The following is a 15,724-nucleotide window of genomic DNA, read 5'->3' on the forward strand; positions in this document are numbered from 1 at the left end:
GATTTCTCCAGATTTTGTTGCCAGTTGACCACGGAGCGTGTTGGGCGGTTCCAACCTTCCTACAGCAAGTTAAGAAGATTCTTCGATACCCTCTGATTATTGCTGAACTCCGGCCAGCAACTATAGAATGCGAAACATTCCCATTTGCTTCCGAGTCCAGTTCTTGAATCACGGTGCCGACGCCCTTCCGCCTCCGCCGGCCGAATCCCTGCAGAAACTCTACAGCGACCATCACGGTTGGCTGACGGGCTGGCTGCGCCGGCGCCTGGGCTGCCCGCAGAACGCCGCGGACCTCGCGCAGGACACCTTCCTGCGCGTCCTGTTGGCGCGGGAAAAACCAGTGATCCTCGAGCCCCGCGCCTTCCTCACCACGGTAGCCAAGCGCGTGCTGGCCAACCACTACCGGCGTCAGGACATCGAGCGTGCCTATCTCGAAGCTCTCGCCGCCCAGCCGGAAGCGCTCGCCCCAAGCGAAGAGGAACGCGCCATCATCCTGGAGACCCTGGTGGAACTGGACCGCTTGCTGGACGGCTTGCCGGCGGTGGCGAAGAAGGTCTTCCTGCTGGCCCAGGTGGACGGCATGACCTACGTGGAAATAGCTGCCCAACTGGACATCTCGCTCTCCACCGTCAAGCGCCACATGGTCAAGGCGGCGCAGCGCTGCTATTTCGCGGAGAGCGTGTGACATGAGCCTGCACAGCGTGGATCGCAGCCGCATTGCCCCGGCCGTAGCCGAACAGGCGGTCGAATGGCTGGTGGAACTGCAGTGTGGCGAGGTCAGCGAACAACGTCACCAGGCCTGGCGGGACTGGCGCAGCTCCGATGCGGAACATGAACGTGCCTGGCAACGCATCGAGGCGGTTAACCGCGGCCTGCGCGGACTGGAAACGCCAGTGGCGCTGGCGGCTCTGGGTGCGCCAGCGCAGCGTAATCGCCGCGAAGCCCTGAAGCTGCTGATGCTTTGCGCCCTGGTCGGAGGTGGCGCCATCAGCCTGCGCGACAGCGAATCCCTGCTGGCCCTGCGCAGCGACGCATCCACCGCTGTCGGCGAACGCCGCGCGCTGCACCTGGCCGACGGCTCTCGCCTGGAACTGAACACTGCAAGCGCGGTGGATATCCGCTTCGATGCGGGACAGCGGCTGATCGAGATGCGCCAGGGGGAAATCCTCCTCGATGGCGTCAGCGATCCACGTCCGCTGCGCATCCACACGCCCCAGGGCCTGATCGAGAGCCGTGGCGGCCGTCTGAACGTGCGCGTCCTTGAACGCACCAGCCGCGTCAGCCTGTTCGAAGGCAGCGCCGACCTGCTTGCCGATGGCCAGCGCCAGTCGCTGCTGCCCGGCCAACAGGCCAACCTCTCGCCCCCCCGCATCGACCCGCCCGCAAGCGCCAGCGAAGACAGCCTGGCCTGGACCCAGGGCATGCTGGTCGCGAGCCATATGCGCCTGGACGATTTCCTCGCGGAACTCGGCCGCTACCGCCGTGGCCACCTCAGCTGTGATCCACAGGTGGCCGGCCTGCTGATTTCCGGCAGCTACCCCCTGGACAACACCGAACGCATCCTCGCCATGCTGCCCAAGGCGCTGCCGGTGGAGGTGCACAGCCTGACGCGCTACTGGGTCAAGGTGCACCCACGCGCCACCGGTTGACGGGGCGTCCCGTAGGTTGGTCCGAGTACAGCGAGGCCCAACTTCCGGCACGCCTCCGCCGTTGGGCTTCATCGATGGACAATTTTTTTTGCGCAAGCTGAGCCTTTTTTCCGAACTCGCGTGACAAGGCAGGCAGAGACCTTCCCAATTCACGACGAGATCCCCCATGCAGTACCCGCCGCGTCTTCGCCAATTCGCCCGCAAACCACTGGTCCGCGCCATGCAGCCGCTGCTGCTGAGTCTCGGCCTGGCCGCTACCCTGCCCGCTCCCGTCATGGCGGCCGCCCTGGAAATTGGTGCCGAAAGCCAACGCCAGGCCTTCGACATTCCCGCCGGCCCGCTGGAAGCAGCGCTCAACCAGTTCGGCCGTGAAGCCGGCGTGCTGCTGTCCTTCAGCCCCGAGCTGACGGCCGGCCGCCAGACCCAGGGCCTGCACGGCCAATACGGCGTCGACGAGGGCCTGAACCAGTTGCTGGCCGGCAGTGGCCTGCACGCCGTGGCCCAGGACGGCGGCTACAGCCTGCAATCCTCCGGCGCCGCCATCGAAGTGGACCGCCAGGTGGTGGTCGGCTCCCGCGCGCCCACCAGCATCAGCGAGCTGCCGGGCACCGTGTGGATCATCGACGCGCCGCAGCTGCAGGAGCAGACGAAGGGCGGCGTGCCCTTCAAGGAAGCCCTCGGCCAGTTGATCCCCGGTCTCGACATCGGTCCCCAGGGTCGTACCAACTACGGCCAGAACATGCGCGGCCGTAGCGCCCTGGTGATGATCGACGGCGTATCCCTGAACAGCTCCCGTGGCATCAGCCGCCAGTTCGACTCCATCGACCCGTTCAACATCGAGCGCATCGAAGTGCTCTCCGGCGCCAGTGCGGTGTACGGCGGCGGCGCCACCGGCGGCATCATCAACATCGTCACCAAGAAGGGCGAGGCGGGACCTGCGCGCTTCAACAGCGAAGTGGGTCTGCGCAGCGGCTTCGAGACCAGCCAGGACCACGACTGGCGCGCAGCCCAGTCCGTCAGTGGCGGCAATGAGCAGATCAAGGGCCGCGCCTCGGTGGCCTACCAGAAGAACGGCGCCGCCTATGACGGCAGCGGCGACCAGGTGATGCTCGACATCACCCAGACCGACCTGCAGTACAACCAGTCGGTGGACGTGATGGGCAGCCTCGACCTCACCTTCGCCAATGGCCACAGCCTGAGCCTCGGCGCCCAGTGGTACGACTCCGGCTACGACGGCGACAAGGGCGTCGACCTCGGCCGCAACTTCGCCGGCCTGCGCGGCCTGGAGCCCTTCGAGATCGAAGGAGGCGCCAGCTTCGACCGCGAGCCGCGCACCGAGCGTACCCAGTTCAATGCCACCTACCACGCCCCCGAAGTGCTCGGCCACGACCTCTACCTGCAGGCCTACTACCGCAGCGAAGAGATGGCCTTCCAGCCTTACCCGAGCATCAGTTTCACCGGTACGGGCGCGATCAACCCGGCTCGTTCCTACTACTCCGCCTCGCAGCAGGACACCGACTACTACGGGCTGAAGGCCGTACTCGTGAAGGAGTGGGACCGCTTCACCCTGACCTACGGTGCCGACATCGAACGTGAAAGCTTCGATTCCGACCAGGCCCTGTTCGATCTCACCACCGCCGCCCAGACCGGCGGCCTGGTGGCTGACGAGTTCGCCAAGGTCGGCCGCTACCCCGGCATCGATACCGACAGCAACTCGCTGTTCGCCCAGGGCAGCTGGCGCGCCACCGACGACCTGACCCTATCCGGCGGCGTGCGTCGCCAGCGCACCAACAACGACGTCGGTGACTTCGTTGCGGCATCCCAGCAAATCCAGATCAGCAATGGCAACGGCACCAGCGCCGACGCCATTCCCGGCGGCGAGAAGGATTACCAGGTCGATCTCTACAACTTCGGTGCCGTCTATAAGCTGAACAAGGCCCAGCAGGTCTGGGCCAACTATTCCGAAGGTTTCGAGCTGCCGGACCCGGCCAAGTACTACGGCCAGGGCACCTACTCCGCTGCCCCGGTCAATGGCCGCTGGGTGCTGCAGAAGGGGGTGAACGTGAAGGACTCCGCCCTCGACGGCATCAAGACCAAGCAGGTGGAGCTTGGCTGGCGCCATTACGACGGCAGCCTGGATGCCCAGTTGGCCGCCTTCTACGCCTGGTCCGACAAGAGCATCACCTACAACCGCACCACCCTCCTGGTGGAGCAGCTGGACAACAAGAAGCGCAACTACGGCCTGGAAGGCCAGGCCAACTACTGGCTGAACGACAACTGGCAGGTGGGCACCAGCGCCCTGGCCATCCGTTCCCAGCAGAAGATCGACGACCGCTGGCAGAAACAGGACGTGACCGCCGCCAGTCCGTCCAAGCTGACCGCCTTCGTTGGCTGGCGCGACGACGACACCAGCCTGCGCCTGCAAGGCGTGCGCACCTTCAACCTGTCCGACGACGGCAACGTCCTCGCCAGCGGCCAGTTCGACGGCAACGACCACAAGATCGACGGCTACGCGACCTTCGACCTGCTGGGCAGCCAGGTCCTGCCGGTGGGTACCCTCAACTTCGGCATCCAGAACCTGCTGGACAAGGACTACACCACCGTCTGGGGCCAGCGCGCGCAAGTGTTCTACAGCGCCAACATCCCCGCCGACCTGTTCGACTACCACGGTCGTGGGCGCACCTACAGCCTGAGTTACAGCGTGGAGTTCTAAGGGCCCCTCTCCCCCGCCCCCTCTCCCGCAAGCGGGCGAGGGGTGACTCTCGGCTCACCTCTGTGGCGACGACTTTGTGGGGGCGATTTCAATCGCTATGCAGGACGCAGTCCTGCCGTGCTTTTGTAGGAGCGAGCTCTGCTCGCGAACCCTCGTAGCCGGAAGGGCGAGGGGTGACTCACGGCCCACCTTCGGCACAGTCCTGTAGGGGCGAATTCATTCACCAAGCGGGCCGCAGGTCCGCCCTACCCCGCCAATCAATACGAAACCGTCTTGTCCTTCGGCCCGATGTTCCAGCGGAACCAATCGTCCAGCATGGTCTTCTCGTAACGCAGGCGGTCGTTGCTGAAGTAGTAGTTGCCGTGCTGCAGGTAGGACTGGTCGATCACCGTGGCATCGCGACTCACCAGCGTCTTGCCGTCCTGCTCCAGGCTGTAGTGCAGTTTGATCCGCGGCCAGGTCACTTCACGCATGAAGCGCACGTCCTGGAAATTCACTCGCCAGGGTTCGAACTGTCCCGCGAGGTCGATATCGCGGATTTCCATCTTGAGGGTCTGCCCGGGCTGCAGGTAGCGCTTGCCAAGCTTCTCGATATGCGCCTTGAGGTCTTTCAGGACGAAGTCATCCGCGCCCCGGCCGTAGTCGCGGTTCAGGCGCGCATCACTGAATTTGTCTGGCTGGGTGAAGCTGACCTCGGTGGAGGATGCCAGCGCAGTCGGTGACAGGATCAGCAGGGCCAGCACGATGAGGGGCAACGCGGGTCGCATGGAACACCTCCTGGCGGTGATGCAGGGCACCGCCAGGACTAGTTTACGCTCGCCATTGCGAACGGCGAGCGGTGCCAGTCGGACGGTTCAGATCAGGCTCAGCAGGCCACCACCCAGTGGCAGCAGGGCTCCCAGAGGCAGCACCCAGCGGTTCTGCCAGGCCAGCAACGCAACCAACAGCAAGCCGGCCAGCATCAGTTGGCAGAGCCAGATCACGCCGCCGATTTCGCCACCCAGTTCGGCGATGGCCAGGACCAGGCCAGTCAACATGGCGAGCACTGCGCCGATGCGCAGCAGGCGTTTGCGGGATTCGCTCAGGGTGGCACTGAAGAGCAGTTTGTGCTGGCGCGACATGGCCAGGGCCAATCCGGTCATGGCCAGGTAGCAGAAGGCGAAACTCAGGAACAGCATCAGACACTCTCCTCCACCAGGCGACGACGGACACGCGGAGTTTTGACCGCCTGCGGTTGCGAACGGCGCCAGGCCAGGAAGCCGCAGAGAACGCCGGTCCCGAGCAGGACAACGTCAATGCCCGCCATATCCCAATCCCCCCGCGCCAGGGTCACCAGCAGGCTGCCCTGGGGCGTCATCAGCGCATTGAGCAGCGGCAAGCCGAGGGCCAGTACCGCCACGGCAACCAGTACATCACGGGCGACCTTGCCGCTGTTGCGGCGCAGCACGGCCCAGGCTGCCACCAGCAGCCAGACACCGACGAAGACCCAGGTTTCCGCGCTGGCGCGCTCGGCCATGCCGGCCGGCAGCAGGCGATTGCCGTAGAGCAGGCCCAGGCTGGCGATCGGCAGGCCGCCGACCACCGCGCCATTCAGCGCGCGCACCAGTCCGATGCCGTAGCCGCCACGCACCTCGCGCTTGCGTAGCCAGACCTGCAGGCCGGCCACCAGCATCGCGCAGCCCATCAGGCCGAGCAGCAGGTACAGGGCACGGACGATTTGCCCGCCGAACTGCGCCATGTGCAGGTTGGTCAGCCAGGCATAGCTCTGGTAACCGGGGCTGTAGGGTTTCTGTTCATGGAGCAGTTCGCCGCTGGCCGCGTCGTAGGACAGGGTCCACTGGAAGTCGACGATGCCCGAACGGTCGTAGCGGCGGATATCCACCACTGCGGCGGCGTCGGCCGGATGATGCACGCTGATCCAGCCGGTCTCGTTGCCGCCCCAGCGGCGGTGAGCGTCGGCCACCAGGCTGTCGAGGGACATCGGCGGCGGCGCCGGCTGCTTCACGTCTTCGCGCGAATAGGCGCCCATCACGTCGTGGAAGAACGCCTCGGCATTGCCGTCGTAGGCGCGCTGGATACCGGCGGGCATGTAGAACACCACGGAGATGGCCAGGCCCGTATAGGCGATGAGCAGGTGGAACGGCAACCCCAGCACGCCGAACAGGTTGTGCGCATCCAGCCAGGCGCGCTGGCCATTGGCGTCCGGGCGCAGGGTGAAGAAGTCCTTGAAGATGCGGCGGTGGATGATGATGCCGCTGATCAGCGCCACCAGCATGAACATGGCGGCGATGGCCACGATGTACATGCCGACCCTGCCGGCATTGAGGTCGTAGTGCAGGGTGAAGAAGAACAGCCCGCCGACGGTTTCCGGCATCGCCTCGCCGGTGGCGGGGTCAAGGGCGAAACGTACGAACTCGCTTTCATCGGCGGGCTCGTAGCCGGCCCAGTAGAAGGGCTCGCGCTCGCTCGGCGGGCGAATCCAGATGGCATGGGCATCCGGTGCCTTGGCGAGCATCGCGTCACGCACCTGGTCGACGGTCATGCTGTGGCTGGATGGCTCGTGCAGTGCCGGGCGCATCCAGCGCTCCAGTTCCTTGTCGAAGCAAGCGATGCTGCCGGCGAAGAAGATGACGAACAGCAGCCACGACGGCAACAGCCCGCCCCAGGTGTGCAATCCCGCCATGGATTGGCGCAGGCTCATGGACGTACTCCGAAGTCGCTGGGCAGGTAGGCGGCCAGCGCCATCAGGGCGGTCGCCCCGACCAGCACGAGCCAGGCGCGGACGGCCGAACGCGCTGCAAAGGCATAGATGATGGCGAGGGTGTAGACGGCGAAGCAGGACAGGCTGGCGAATACCACCCGGTCGCTGCGCACCAACGGCAGATAGACGGACAGGAACGCCGTGGCCGCATAGGCCGCCGCGTAGCCACCGAGAATCGCCGCCAGCACCCGCGCGGTCACATCCCAGCGCGAAGAGGTCTTGGCTTTGCTCACGTTTGATCCTTGGTCAAGGACGCTCCCGGCGGAAACGTTCCGACAGGGCAAGAGGAATTCTCAGAAATAAACTGAGAATTATTTACATGCGCCTCCGGATTGCAACAGAGAAATTCTATCGGCCCACACAGAACGATCCGGATCAGTCTATACGCGACAGCTGGTCGCTCCGTCGGTCATGGCGGTTCGAACTTTGCAGTTCTCCTGGCGTCCATCGACTCATGCTCCATCAACCAGGTGATAGGCCATGTACAACCCCTTCCAGATCCTCACCGACGAATTCCAGGCCGAATACCGCGTCAACCTCAGCCTCGTCAGCCCGGACGGCGCCATCATGCTGACCCTCACCAATGAGCGCGGCGTGGCAGCGCGGCGTCTGATCAGCGCAGCGCAACGCAACGATGCGGTACGCCTCAATCGCGTGATTGAAAGCATTCGCCTGGGGATCGCCATCGAGAGCGGCAACAAGGTGGGAGAACTGCTGACCAGCATGACCGGCGGCAGTGTCGCGCCGGTTCGCTCGGGACAGGTCAACGCCGCACAAATAGCGCGCATCTGATGCACGCTATTCGTGCACGCGGTCAGGCTTCCTCTTCTGCCTCGACCTGACGGCGCAGGTGCCGGCGGCGCGGAGGGGCGTCGGACTGTTCGGACGGGAAGCGCGACGAAGCGAAGCGCACCACCAGGATTGCCAGCGCCAGCAACAGAATCGCCCCGGAGACGAAAACCGCGCCCAGATCGGGCCGGTGATGATGCGAAACGTCGGAAATCAGCAGGCGCGTCAGGGCGGTGATCGCCACATAGATCAGGAAGCGCACCGGCATGTGATTGGTCTTGAAGTAGATGCCGACCATGGCGCCCAGCTCGAGGTAGATGAACAGCAGCAGGATGTCATCGACCGTGATGTGCCCCTTCTCCACCATCCCCAGGAACGCCACCACAGCGGCCCAGGCAGTGATACCGCCGATGGCGAACAGCGCCAGGTAATGGAAGCTCTCCACCAGGAGATTTCCCAGCGACTCGGCCAGGCCATGCACGTTTTCGCGCAGTTGTTCAGCCCAGTTGATTTTCACGATACAGCTCCTTGCGACAACGGCCCTGATGGTGCCGGGGAAAAGTGACAGTTGGGGTGATGCAGGATGGGGGCCGCCCTACCCTGCGCGCCACGAGGCAGGTTGTCGCAGCCCTGACCGTCGTTCCCGGCGACCACAGCCCTGTTCTTAGCGAAGGCGAAGGCAGGGGCTATGCTTGAGTTCCAGAGGAATTCGGGCCGATTCGCGGCGACCGTTGAGCGAGGCCGGCAGTTGGAAATTTCCTACGGGCTATTTCCATTTGCCATCATTCCGAATACTGTACGCACATCCAGTATTTTCCAACCGATGAAGGTGAGGGGTGATGAATGGCCGTCGAAGTGGTGTACCGCAGCAGTCGCGATCCGGAGCGCCTGTTCATGGATAAGGCCGAAGCCGACCGTTACGACAAGATGCTCGAACTGGCCGAATCCCTGGCCGAAGTCCTGCAGAAAGCGGTGCCGTCCCTGAGCGAGCAGCAGGTGGAAGACATCGGCATCTTCATGGCCAAGCATCGCGACACCTTCGCCCGAGCCTTCAAGAACCAGCCCGACGCGCTGGCCGAGCTGGAACTGGCCGGCGAGTAACTCGCCCCCGTTCCACCTTGCGCGGTTTCTTCAATCGGTGCGGAGCCTTGTCCCTCACGCTGGAGGTCCCTTTCAAGGAGACCTCCCATGCGCCCACTCTTCGCCTGGCTCTTCGCCCCGCTGTTCCTCTTCGGCTTCCTCGCCCTTGCACTGTGGACCACGGCCCAGCATCCGCCTTACTGGCTCGTGGCGTTGCTGGTATTGGCCATTGCCCTGAGTTTCCTCGCCGAAGTCTGGCTGCCCTATGAGCCACAGTGGAACCGGCCACGGGGCGACCGCTTGCGGGACGGCCTGCACGCGCTGTTCAACGAAACCCTCAACCTGGTCGGCATCGCGGCCATCCCATTGGCTGCCGCCTGGATACCGAACGCCGGAGTGTGGCCCCACCACTGGCCGCTGCCTTTGCAGTTGCTGCTGGCCATTCTGATCGCCGACTTCGGCGTCACCCTCATGCATTACCTCAGCCACAGGATCGAGCCACTCTGGCGCCTGCATGCCGTGCACCACAGCGTGCAGCGCATGTACGGTTTCAATGGCCTGATGAAGCACCCGCTGCACCAGACCGTCGAAGCCCTGGCCGGAACCGCGCCTCTGCTTCTGATGGGAATGCCGCTGCCGGTCGCGGCATTGCTCGCCTTCGCCATCGCCCTGCAACTTCTGCTGCAGCACAGCAACGTCGACATGCGCATGGGCCCGCTGCGCCACCTGTTCGCCTGGGCGCCGGTGCACCGCTTTCACCACATGAAGTACGGCCGCGCCGGAGATGTGAACTTCGCCCTGTTCTTCTGCTTCTGGGACCGCCTGCTGGGCACCGCCTTTCACAGCGATTACCGCATGGGCGCCGATGACCTGGGTATCGGAAGCCGCCCGAATTATCCCCGCGATTACCTGGCCCAGATAGTCGAGCCCTTCCGCCACCAGCCCCACGGAACCAGCCCGAAAGCACCCGCCGGATTGCGCCGTGCCTAGTCGATGAGTTGCAGCTTCAACCGTGCCAGATTGCGGTCAGCGCGGATGCCGAAGGTGGCGCGCATGGTGCGGGAAAAGTGTGCGGCATCGGCGAAACCGGCATCGTGAGCGGCCTGGGTCAGCGACAGGCCTTCGAGCGCCAGCCGCAGCGCCAGACGCAAACGGCGCCAGAGCACCAGGCGCCGTACGGAGAGCCCGACCTGGTCGCCGAACAACCGCTCCAGCTGGCTAAGGGACAGGCAAGCCCGTCGCGCCAGGGTCGTCGCGCTGACCTTGTCCGTCAGCAATCCATCGACCGCCGCGAGCGCCTCGGCAATGCGTGAATCCAGCCGTTGCCGCGGCGCCGCCAGCAGCAGGTCGGCCAAGCGCCCGAGGTCTGCCGGAGCCTCTTCGAGCACTTCACGCAAGGTCGCCGGGCTGAATGCCAAGGGTTCGGCAAAGACGGCGAGCAGGTTCTGGCTGGTGCTGTCGATGGCATGCGGATGCATCGACTCGACCAGCAGGAACCGACCGCGCTGAAGCTCACCATCGACCGTCAGGCGCAACGGCCCAGCCTTGGCCAGCAGCGCCTGATGAGCGTAGTGGGCGTGGGTACCCGCACTGCCACTGACCCCATCGAGCAGGCAGAAATCACGGGCCAGCCAGAGCGCGCCCTGCCAAGGGGATTCGGTCATCGGGGGCCTCCTGCCGGTTCCGGGGCAGACAGAAATAACGACCTTCTCCCGGCTCGGCAAGTGGGCGTGAAGGCGATGCGCAGGGGCGAGTTCGTTCGTGGATTGGGTTCGCACCGAGCCGGCCTGGCACACCCCTCACCCCCGGCCCCTCTCCCTGAAGTGGAGAGGGGTGACTTCTGGCTCACCTTTGGCGCAATCCTGTGGGACCTCTCTTGTGGGGGCGATTTCAATCGCTGAGCAGGGCGAAGCCCTGAACTTATTCGAACGATGGATGGGCGCCGAGCCGGCCTGACACTACCCTCACCCCCCGGCCCCCGCCCTGCGCCCCGGCCAGATCGCTTCGCGCTCAGGCGTTCATCGGCACTGGAAGCGGTGCTTCCAAAAGCATGCCTCTTCACCCCAGAGGGCGAGGGGTGACTTCTGGCTCACCTTTGGTGCAGTCCTGTGGGCAACTTTCCTGTGGGAGCGAATTTATTCGCGAAATGGGTTGGCACCGAGTGGCGCCTGAAACAGCCCTCACCCCAACCCTCTCCCAGAGGGAGAGGGGGCAGGCCATGCCGGAGATTTGCCATGTGCTTTCCCTGTGGCGGCGATTTCAATCGCTGAGCAGAGCGCAGCCCTGCCCTACGGTTGCTCCAACGCCTGCACCAGCGCCTTGAGGAATCGCGCCGCCTCGCCGCCCGTGACAGCACGGTGATCGAAGGTCAGCGACAGCGGCAGCACCGGATGGATTTCCACCTTGCCTTGCCAGGCCACCACCTCATCACGGATGCCGCCTGCCCCGATGATCGCCACCTGGGGCGGGACGACCACGGGGTTGGCGTAGCGACCGAACAGCGTGCCGAAGTTGGACAGGGTAATGGTGGCGCCCATCATTTCCTGGGGTGGGATGGAACGTGCCTTCACGTCCGCCCGCAGGCGCGACATGCCTTCTTTCAGGTCTTCCGAACTGCGTCCACCCACATTGCGCAGCACCGGGACGAAGAGCCCGTCCGGCGTATCCACGGCGATACCGAGATCGAGTTTGTCGTGCTGGCGAATGGACAGGGCGCGGCCGTCGAACCAGCTGTTGAGGATCGGTTCCACCTCGCAGGCCGCAGCGATGGCCTTACCGAGGCGGATCAGCGGGTCGCGGGCTTCCGGCCAGCGGTGCAGGTCGGCGTCGCCGAAGATGGTCACCGGCACCACTTCGGCGTGGGAGCGCGCCATGTTGATCGCCATGCTGCGGCGCACGCCGCGTAGCCGTTCGCCACCGAAGCTGTCGCGGGCGCTTTGCGCGGCCTGTTCCACATCGGCGCGGGTCACCAGACCATCCGGGCCGCTGCCGGCCAAGGCCGCCAGTTCCACGCCCATCTGCCGGGCGAGTTGGCGAACGGCCGGGGTGGCGCGGGGCGCCAGGTGTTCTCGGGTAGAGGGTGCGGCGCCGACGAAGAAGCTGTCCGCCTGGGCATTGCCTCCGCCTTCCAGGCGACCGACCACGGTGCCGGCGTCGGCGTCCTCGCCCTCATAACCCAGCAAGGGTTCGCCGACATGGAGGATGTCGCCCTCCTTGCCGAAGGTCTTGGCCACCACGCCATCGTGAGGCGCCGGGATATCCACCAGGGCCTTGGCGGTTTCCACCGAGACGAGCAACTGGTCGGCCTTGACGTTATCCCCCACCTTCACGTGCCACTGGACGATTTCCGCTTCCTGCAGGCCTTCACCCAGGTCGGGCAGTTTGAAGTATTTCATCGTGCACTCCTCAGGCGTAGTTCAGCACCAGGTCGCAGGCCGCGAGAATGTCTTCCGGGCTGGGGATGTAGAGCTGTTCCAGGCGATACAGCGGCGGGGGAATGTCCGGCGCCGTGACCCGCTGGATTGGCGCCTGCAGGTCGAGCAAAACGCGTTCGTAGAGGCTGGCGGCGATCTCCGCGCCCACCCCGCAACTGCGCGGCGCTTCATGGACGATCACGCAGCGGCCGGTCTTGCGCACCGAGGCTTCCAGGGTGTCGAGGTCCAGCGGCTTGATGCTCGCCACGTCTATCACCTCGGCGGACACACCCTGTCCTTCCAGCCTGGCGGCGGCCTGCAGGGTTTCGTGGATGCTGGCCCCCCAACTGACGAGGGTGATGTCCGAGCCTTCGCGCAGGGTGAAGCAGCTATCCAGCGGCAAGCGCTTGCCGTCGTCGATAATCGGCTGCGGATTCATCCGGTAGAGCCGGGTGGGTTCGAGGAAGATCACCGGGTCGGGATCATCGATGGCAGCCAGCAGGAGGCCATAGGCCCGCGCCGGGGAGGACGGAATCACCACGCGCAGGCCGGGAACGTGGGCGAACAAGGCTTCCGTGCTTTCGCTGTGATGCTCCGGTGCGCGGATGCCGGCGCCCATGGGACTGCGCAGCACCAGCGGGCAGGTCAGCCGGCCACGGGTGCGGCAGCGGATGCGGCTGGCGTGGGAAACCAGGTGCTCCATGGCGGCATAGATGAAGCCGAGGAACTGGATTTCCACCACTGGTTTCAGGCCCTGGGCGGCCATGCCCACGGCCAGTCCGCCGATCATGGTTTCCGCCAGCGGCGTGTCGATCACCCGCTTGAAGCCGAAGCGATCGCGCAGACCGAGCGTGGCGCGGAACACGCCACCGTTGATGCCCACGTCTTCACCCAGGACTACAACATTCTCGTCCTCCTGCATCGCACGGTGCAGGGCCATGTTCACGGCTTCCAGCAAGGCGCGTTTTTCAGTAGTTGCATTGAGGTTACTCATGACCCTGTTCCTCCCTGCGGGCGACCCGTTCAAGGAGCATTTCGCGTTGTTCGCCAAGGGCGGCTGGCCAGCGTGCGTAGACGTGGTCGAGTACCGACTCCACCGGCTGGATTCCAGTGCCTTCGAAGTTATCCACCGCAACCTGCACCTGACGCTGGCACTCGGCGATCAGCGCCTGCTCGCGTCCCTCATCCCAGACCTTGTGGCTGGCAAGGAACGCCTGCATGCGCTTGATGGGTTCGTCCTGCCAGGCCGCCTTGACCTCGTCGGCACTGCGGTAGCGGGTGGCGTCATCGGCGGTGGTGTGGTCGCCCAGGCGGTAGCTCATGCACTCCAGCAGTATCGGTCCCTTGCCGTGGCGAGCACGGTCCAGTGCCCACTGCACACGGTCGTAGACGGCGAGCACGTCGTTACCGTCCACCTGTTCGCCATGGAAGCCGGCACCGATCGCCTTCTGCGCCAGGGTCGGCGCGCCGCTCTGGATGCGCCGGGGTACGGAAATGGCCCATTGGTTGTTGTTCACCACGAAGACCACTGGCAACTGCCAGGCGCCGGCCACGTTCAGGGCTTCGAGGAAGTCGCCCTTGCTGGTGGCGCCATCGCCGCAGGTGGTTACCACGGCGCGATGCTGACCACGAATCTTGATCGCTGTCGCCACGCCGCAGGCATGCAGGGACTGGGTGGCGATGGGCACGCAGATGGGGAAGTCCTCTTTCGAGCGCGGGCCCTGGAAATCGCTGCCACGTTCGTCGCCGCCCCAGTAAAGGAGGATTTCCTCCATGCGCACGCCGCGCATCAACTGCACGGCGGTATCACGGTAATACGGCACCAGCACGTCTTCGGCGCGCATCAGGCTGCCGATGGCGACGCCAATCGCTTCCTGGCCGAGGGTCGGCGCGTAGGTGCCGATACGGCCGGTGCGCTGCAGGGCCACCGCCTTCTGGTCGAACAGACGGGTCAGCACCATGCGGCGGTAGAGATCGGTGAGCAGGTTGAAGTCGTCGGCCCAGACCGGCAGTTCACCGACCAGTCGCCCCTCGGGGTCGAGGAAGCGGGTATAGGGCAACTCGATTCGATTGGACATGGCATCTCTCCTTACACCTTGTGGGTGCCTGTCGAGGCCCGGGGCTTGTGGCTCCGGGAATGAGCCAGGCGGGCCGCTGGTGGCGGCCGTTCAGCCGAACAGCAAGCGCTCGGCCAGGGCGTCGGCGACCCGCGCGGGGGATCGCTTGTCGGCCTGGGCGTGCGCGTAGATCTCGGTGAGGCGCTGGCTGATCCGCGACAGGTGTGCGGTGATCGCCGGCAGACTTTCGCCCTTGTGCTTGAGGGCGACGTAGATGAGCCCGCCGGAGTTGATCACATAGTCCGGCGCATAAAGGATGCCGCGTGCTTCCATCTCGTCGGCGATATCGGGGCTGGCGAGCTGGTTGTTGGCCGCACCGGCCACCGCCGCGCAACGCAACTGCCCCACGGTCTGGGCGTTGAGCACGCCACCCAGGCCGCAGGGCGCGAGGATGTCGCACGGCGTCGTGAGGAAGGCATCGCTGGCTACCGGATGGGCGCCCAGTTGTTCCATCGCCAGTTGCACGCGTCCGGCATCGAGGTCGCTGACCAGCAATTCCGCACCGACCGCGTGAAGCTGCTCGGCAAGCGCATAACCGACATGGCCGAGTCCCTGGACGGCAACGCGCAGACCTTCCAGGTCGTCGCTGCCAAGGCGTGCATGGGCCGTGGCGCGAATGCCGGCGAACACGCCGAGAGCGGTGTGCGGCGAGGGATCGCCAGCCGCGGTGGTGCTGGTGACGTGACCGGTTTGCTGGGCGATGCAGTCCATGTCGGCGCTGGAGGTGCCGCTGTCCACGGCGGTGATATAGCGGCCGCCCAGGGACTCGATCATCCGCCCGAAGGCTTCGAACAAGGCGGCGCGGTCATTCACGTGGGCGGGCCGGATGATCACGGCCTTGCCGCCGCCCTGGTCAAGGCCGGCCAGGGCGGCCTTGCAGCTCATGCCCTGGGCGAGGCGGATCGCATCGCGAATGGCACTTTCATCATCCGGGTAGGCGAGATAGCGACAACCGCCCAAGGCTGGGCCGAGGCGCGTGTTGTGGATGGCGATGATGGCCTTGAGTCCGGTGGCGGGATCATTGGCGAGGTGCAACGCCTCCAACCGGGCGGTTTCCATCATGGCGAACATGGCGGGCTCCCTTCCTGACGTTAAGGGCCAGTATAGGCCGAGCTGCGCCACCCGCCCCCTTGCATGCGGACATAAGCCAAGGCCCCGAGATAACCGCTGCGCGTGCCACTACTGGACGAAAATCAACCAGT

At 65.1% G+C, this 15,724-nt stretch carries 16 protein-coding genes; 6 read left to right on the forward strand and 10 right to left on the reverse strand.

Annotation, left to right across the window (positions count from 1 at the left end; translation table 11 throughout):
* Positions 1 to 163 precede the first annotated feature (163 nt).
* From DM872_RS16165 to DM872_RS16175, 3 genes are all read left to right on the forward strand, one after another.
* Positions 164 to 685: a sigma-70 family RNA polymerase sigma factor gene (locus DM872_RS16165; protein WP_373273717.1), complete on the forward strand. Its 522-nt coding sequence runs from the start codon at positions 164 to 166 to the stop codon at positions 683 to 685.
* Position 686: 1 nt separating this feature from the next.
* Complete coding sequence (locus DM872_RS16170; protein WP_179060433.1) at positions 687 to 1,649, forward strand: FecR domain-containing protein; 963 nt, start codon at positions 687 to 689, stop codon at positions 1,647 to 1,649.
* Positions 1,650 to 1,815: 166 nt separating this feature from the next.
* Positions 1,816 to 4,362: a TonB-dependent receptor gene (locus DM872_RS16175; RefSeq protein WP_179060434.1), complete on the forward strand. Its 2,547-nt coding sequence runs from the start codon at positions 1,816 to 1,818 to the stop codon at positions 4,360 to 4,362.
* A gap of 257 nt (positions 4,363 to 4,619) precedes the next feature.
* Here DM872_RS16175 and DM872_RS16180 read toward each other — a convergent pair whose 3' ends face one another.
* From DM872_RS16180 to DM872_RS16195, 4 genes are all read right to left on the reverse strand, one after another.
* On the reverse strand, positions 4,620 to 5,129 hold the full coding sequence (locus tag DM872_RS16180; protein ID WP_179060435.1) for a DUF3016 domain-containing protein: 510 nt from the start codon (positions 5,127 to 5,129) through the stop codon (positions 4,620 to 4,622).
* 87 nt (positions 5,130 to 5,216) lie between these two features.
* Positions 5,217 to 5,540: a DUF3325 domain-containing protein gene (locus tag DM872_RS16185; protein WP_179060436.1), complete on the reverse strand. Its 324-nt coding sequence runs from the start codon at positions 5,538 to 5,540 to the stop codon at positions 5,217 to 5,219.
* A complete protein-coding gene (locus DM872_RS16190) occupies positions 5,540 to 7,063 on the reverse strand; it encodes a PepSY-associated TM helix domain-containing protein (RefSeq protein ID WP_179060437.1) in 1,524 nt (507 codons plus the stop codon). Before DM872_RS16190 ends, DM872_RS16185 begins: the two co-directional genes overlap by 1 nt.
* A complete protein-coding gene (locus DM872_RS16195) occupies positions 7,060 to 7,356 on the reverse strand; it encodes a DUF3649 domain-containing protein (protein ID WP_179060438.1) in 297 nt (98 codons plus the stop codon). Before DM872_RS16195 ends, DM872_RS16190 begins: the two co-directional genes overlap by 4 nt.
* Before the next feature lie 247 nt (positions 7,357 to 7,603).
* Here DM872_RS16195 and DM872_RS16200 point away from each other — a divergent pair, with 247 nt between their 5' ends.
* Complete coding sequence (locus DM872_RS16200; RefSeq protein WP_179060439.1) at positions 7,604 to 7,915, forward strand: DUF3509 domain-containing protein; 312 nt, start codon at positions 7,604 to 7,606, stop codon at positions 7,913 to 7,915.
* A gap of 22 nt (positions 7,916 to 7,937) precedes the next feature.
* Here the strand turns inward: DM872_RS16200 and DM872_RS16205 are convergent, their stop codons facing one another.
* Positions 7,938 to 8,429 (reverse strand): phosphate-starvation-inducible protein PsiE, encoded by a 492-nt coding sequence (locus tag DM872_RS16205; protein ID WP_077525853.1) that lies wholly within the window; start codon positions 8,427 to 8,429, stop codon positions 7,938 to 7,940.
* Between the two features lie 326 nt (positions 8,430 to 8,755).
* On the opposite strand from DM872_RS16205, the gene DM872_RS16210 reads away from it, so the two are divergent.
* Positions 8,756 to 9,013, forward strand: a complete 258-nt coding sequence (locus DM872_RS16210; protein WP_077525854.1) for a YebG family protein — start codon at positions 8,756 to 8,758, stop codon at positions 9,011 to 9,013.
* An 87-nt stretch (positions 9,014 to 9,100) separates the two neighbouring features.
* Positions 9,101 to 9,982, forward strand: coding sequence for a sterol desaturase family protein (locus DM872_RS16215; protein ID WP_179060440.1), 882 nt, complete (start codon positions 9,101 to 9,103; stop codon positions 9,980 to 9,982).
* On the opposite strand, the gene DM872_RS16220 is transcribed toward DM872_RS16215, so the two are convergent.
* The 5 genes from DM872_RS16220 to DM872_RS16240 all read right to left on the reverse strand — a co-directional run bounded on the left by DM872_RS16220 (position 9,979) and on the right by DM872_RS16240 (position 15,593).
* Positions 9,979 to 10,656 carry a helix-turn-helix domain-containing protein gene (locus tag DM872_RS16220; RefSeq protein ID WP_179060441.1) on the reverse strand — a complete coding sequence of 226 codons (678 nt, stop codon included), beginning with the start codon at positions 10,654 to 10,656 and terminating at the stop codon, positions 9,979 to 9,981. The two genes, DM872_RS16215 and DM872_RS16220, sit on opposite strands and share 4 nt — an antisense overlap.
* A 624-nt stretch (positions 10,657 to 11,280) precedes the next feature.
* Positions 11,281 to 12,387, reverse strand: a complete 1,107-nt coding sequence (locus DM872_RS16225) for a dihydrolipoamide acetyltransferase family protein (RefSeq protein ID WP_179060442.1) — start codon at positions 12,385 to 12,387, stop codon at positions 11,281 to 11,283.
* A gap of 10 nt (positions 12,388 to 12,397) precedes the next feature.
* On the reverse strand, positions 12,398 to 13,399 hold the full coding sequence (locus DM872_RS16230; RefSeq protein ID WP_179060443.1) for an alpha-ketoacid dehydrogenase subunit beta: 1,002 nt from the start codon (positions 13,397 to 13,399) through the stop codon (positions 12,398 to 12,400).
* Positions 13,392 to 14,483, reverse strand: a complete 1,092-nt coding sequence (gene pdhA / locus DM872_RS16235) for a pyruvate dehydrogenase (acetyl-transferring) E1 component subunit alpha (protein ID WP_179060444.1) — start codon at positions 14,481 to 14,483, stop codon at positions 13,392 to 13,394. The genes DM872_RS16230 and pdhA overlap by 8 nt, the downstream gene beginning before the upstream one ends.
* A 90-nt stretch (positions 14,484 to 14,573) precedes the next feature.
* A complete protein-coding gene (locus tag DM872_RS16240) occupies positions 14,574 to 15,593 on the reverse strand; it encodes a Glu/Leu/Phe/Val dehydrogenase family protein (RefSeq protein ID WP_179060445.1) in 1,020 nt (339 codons plus the stop codon).
* Positions 15,594 to 15,724: the final 131 nt, after the last annotated feature.

Origin of the sequence: Pseudomonas taiwanensis (assembly GCF_013393345.1) — a bacterium.
Classification (GTDB): Bacteria; Pseudomonadota; Gammaproteobacteria; order Pseudomonadales; family Pseudomonadaceae; genus Metapseudomonas; species Metapseudomonas resinovorans_C.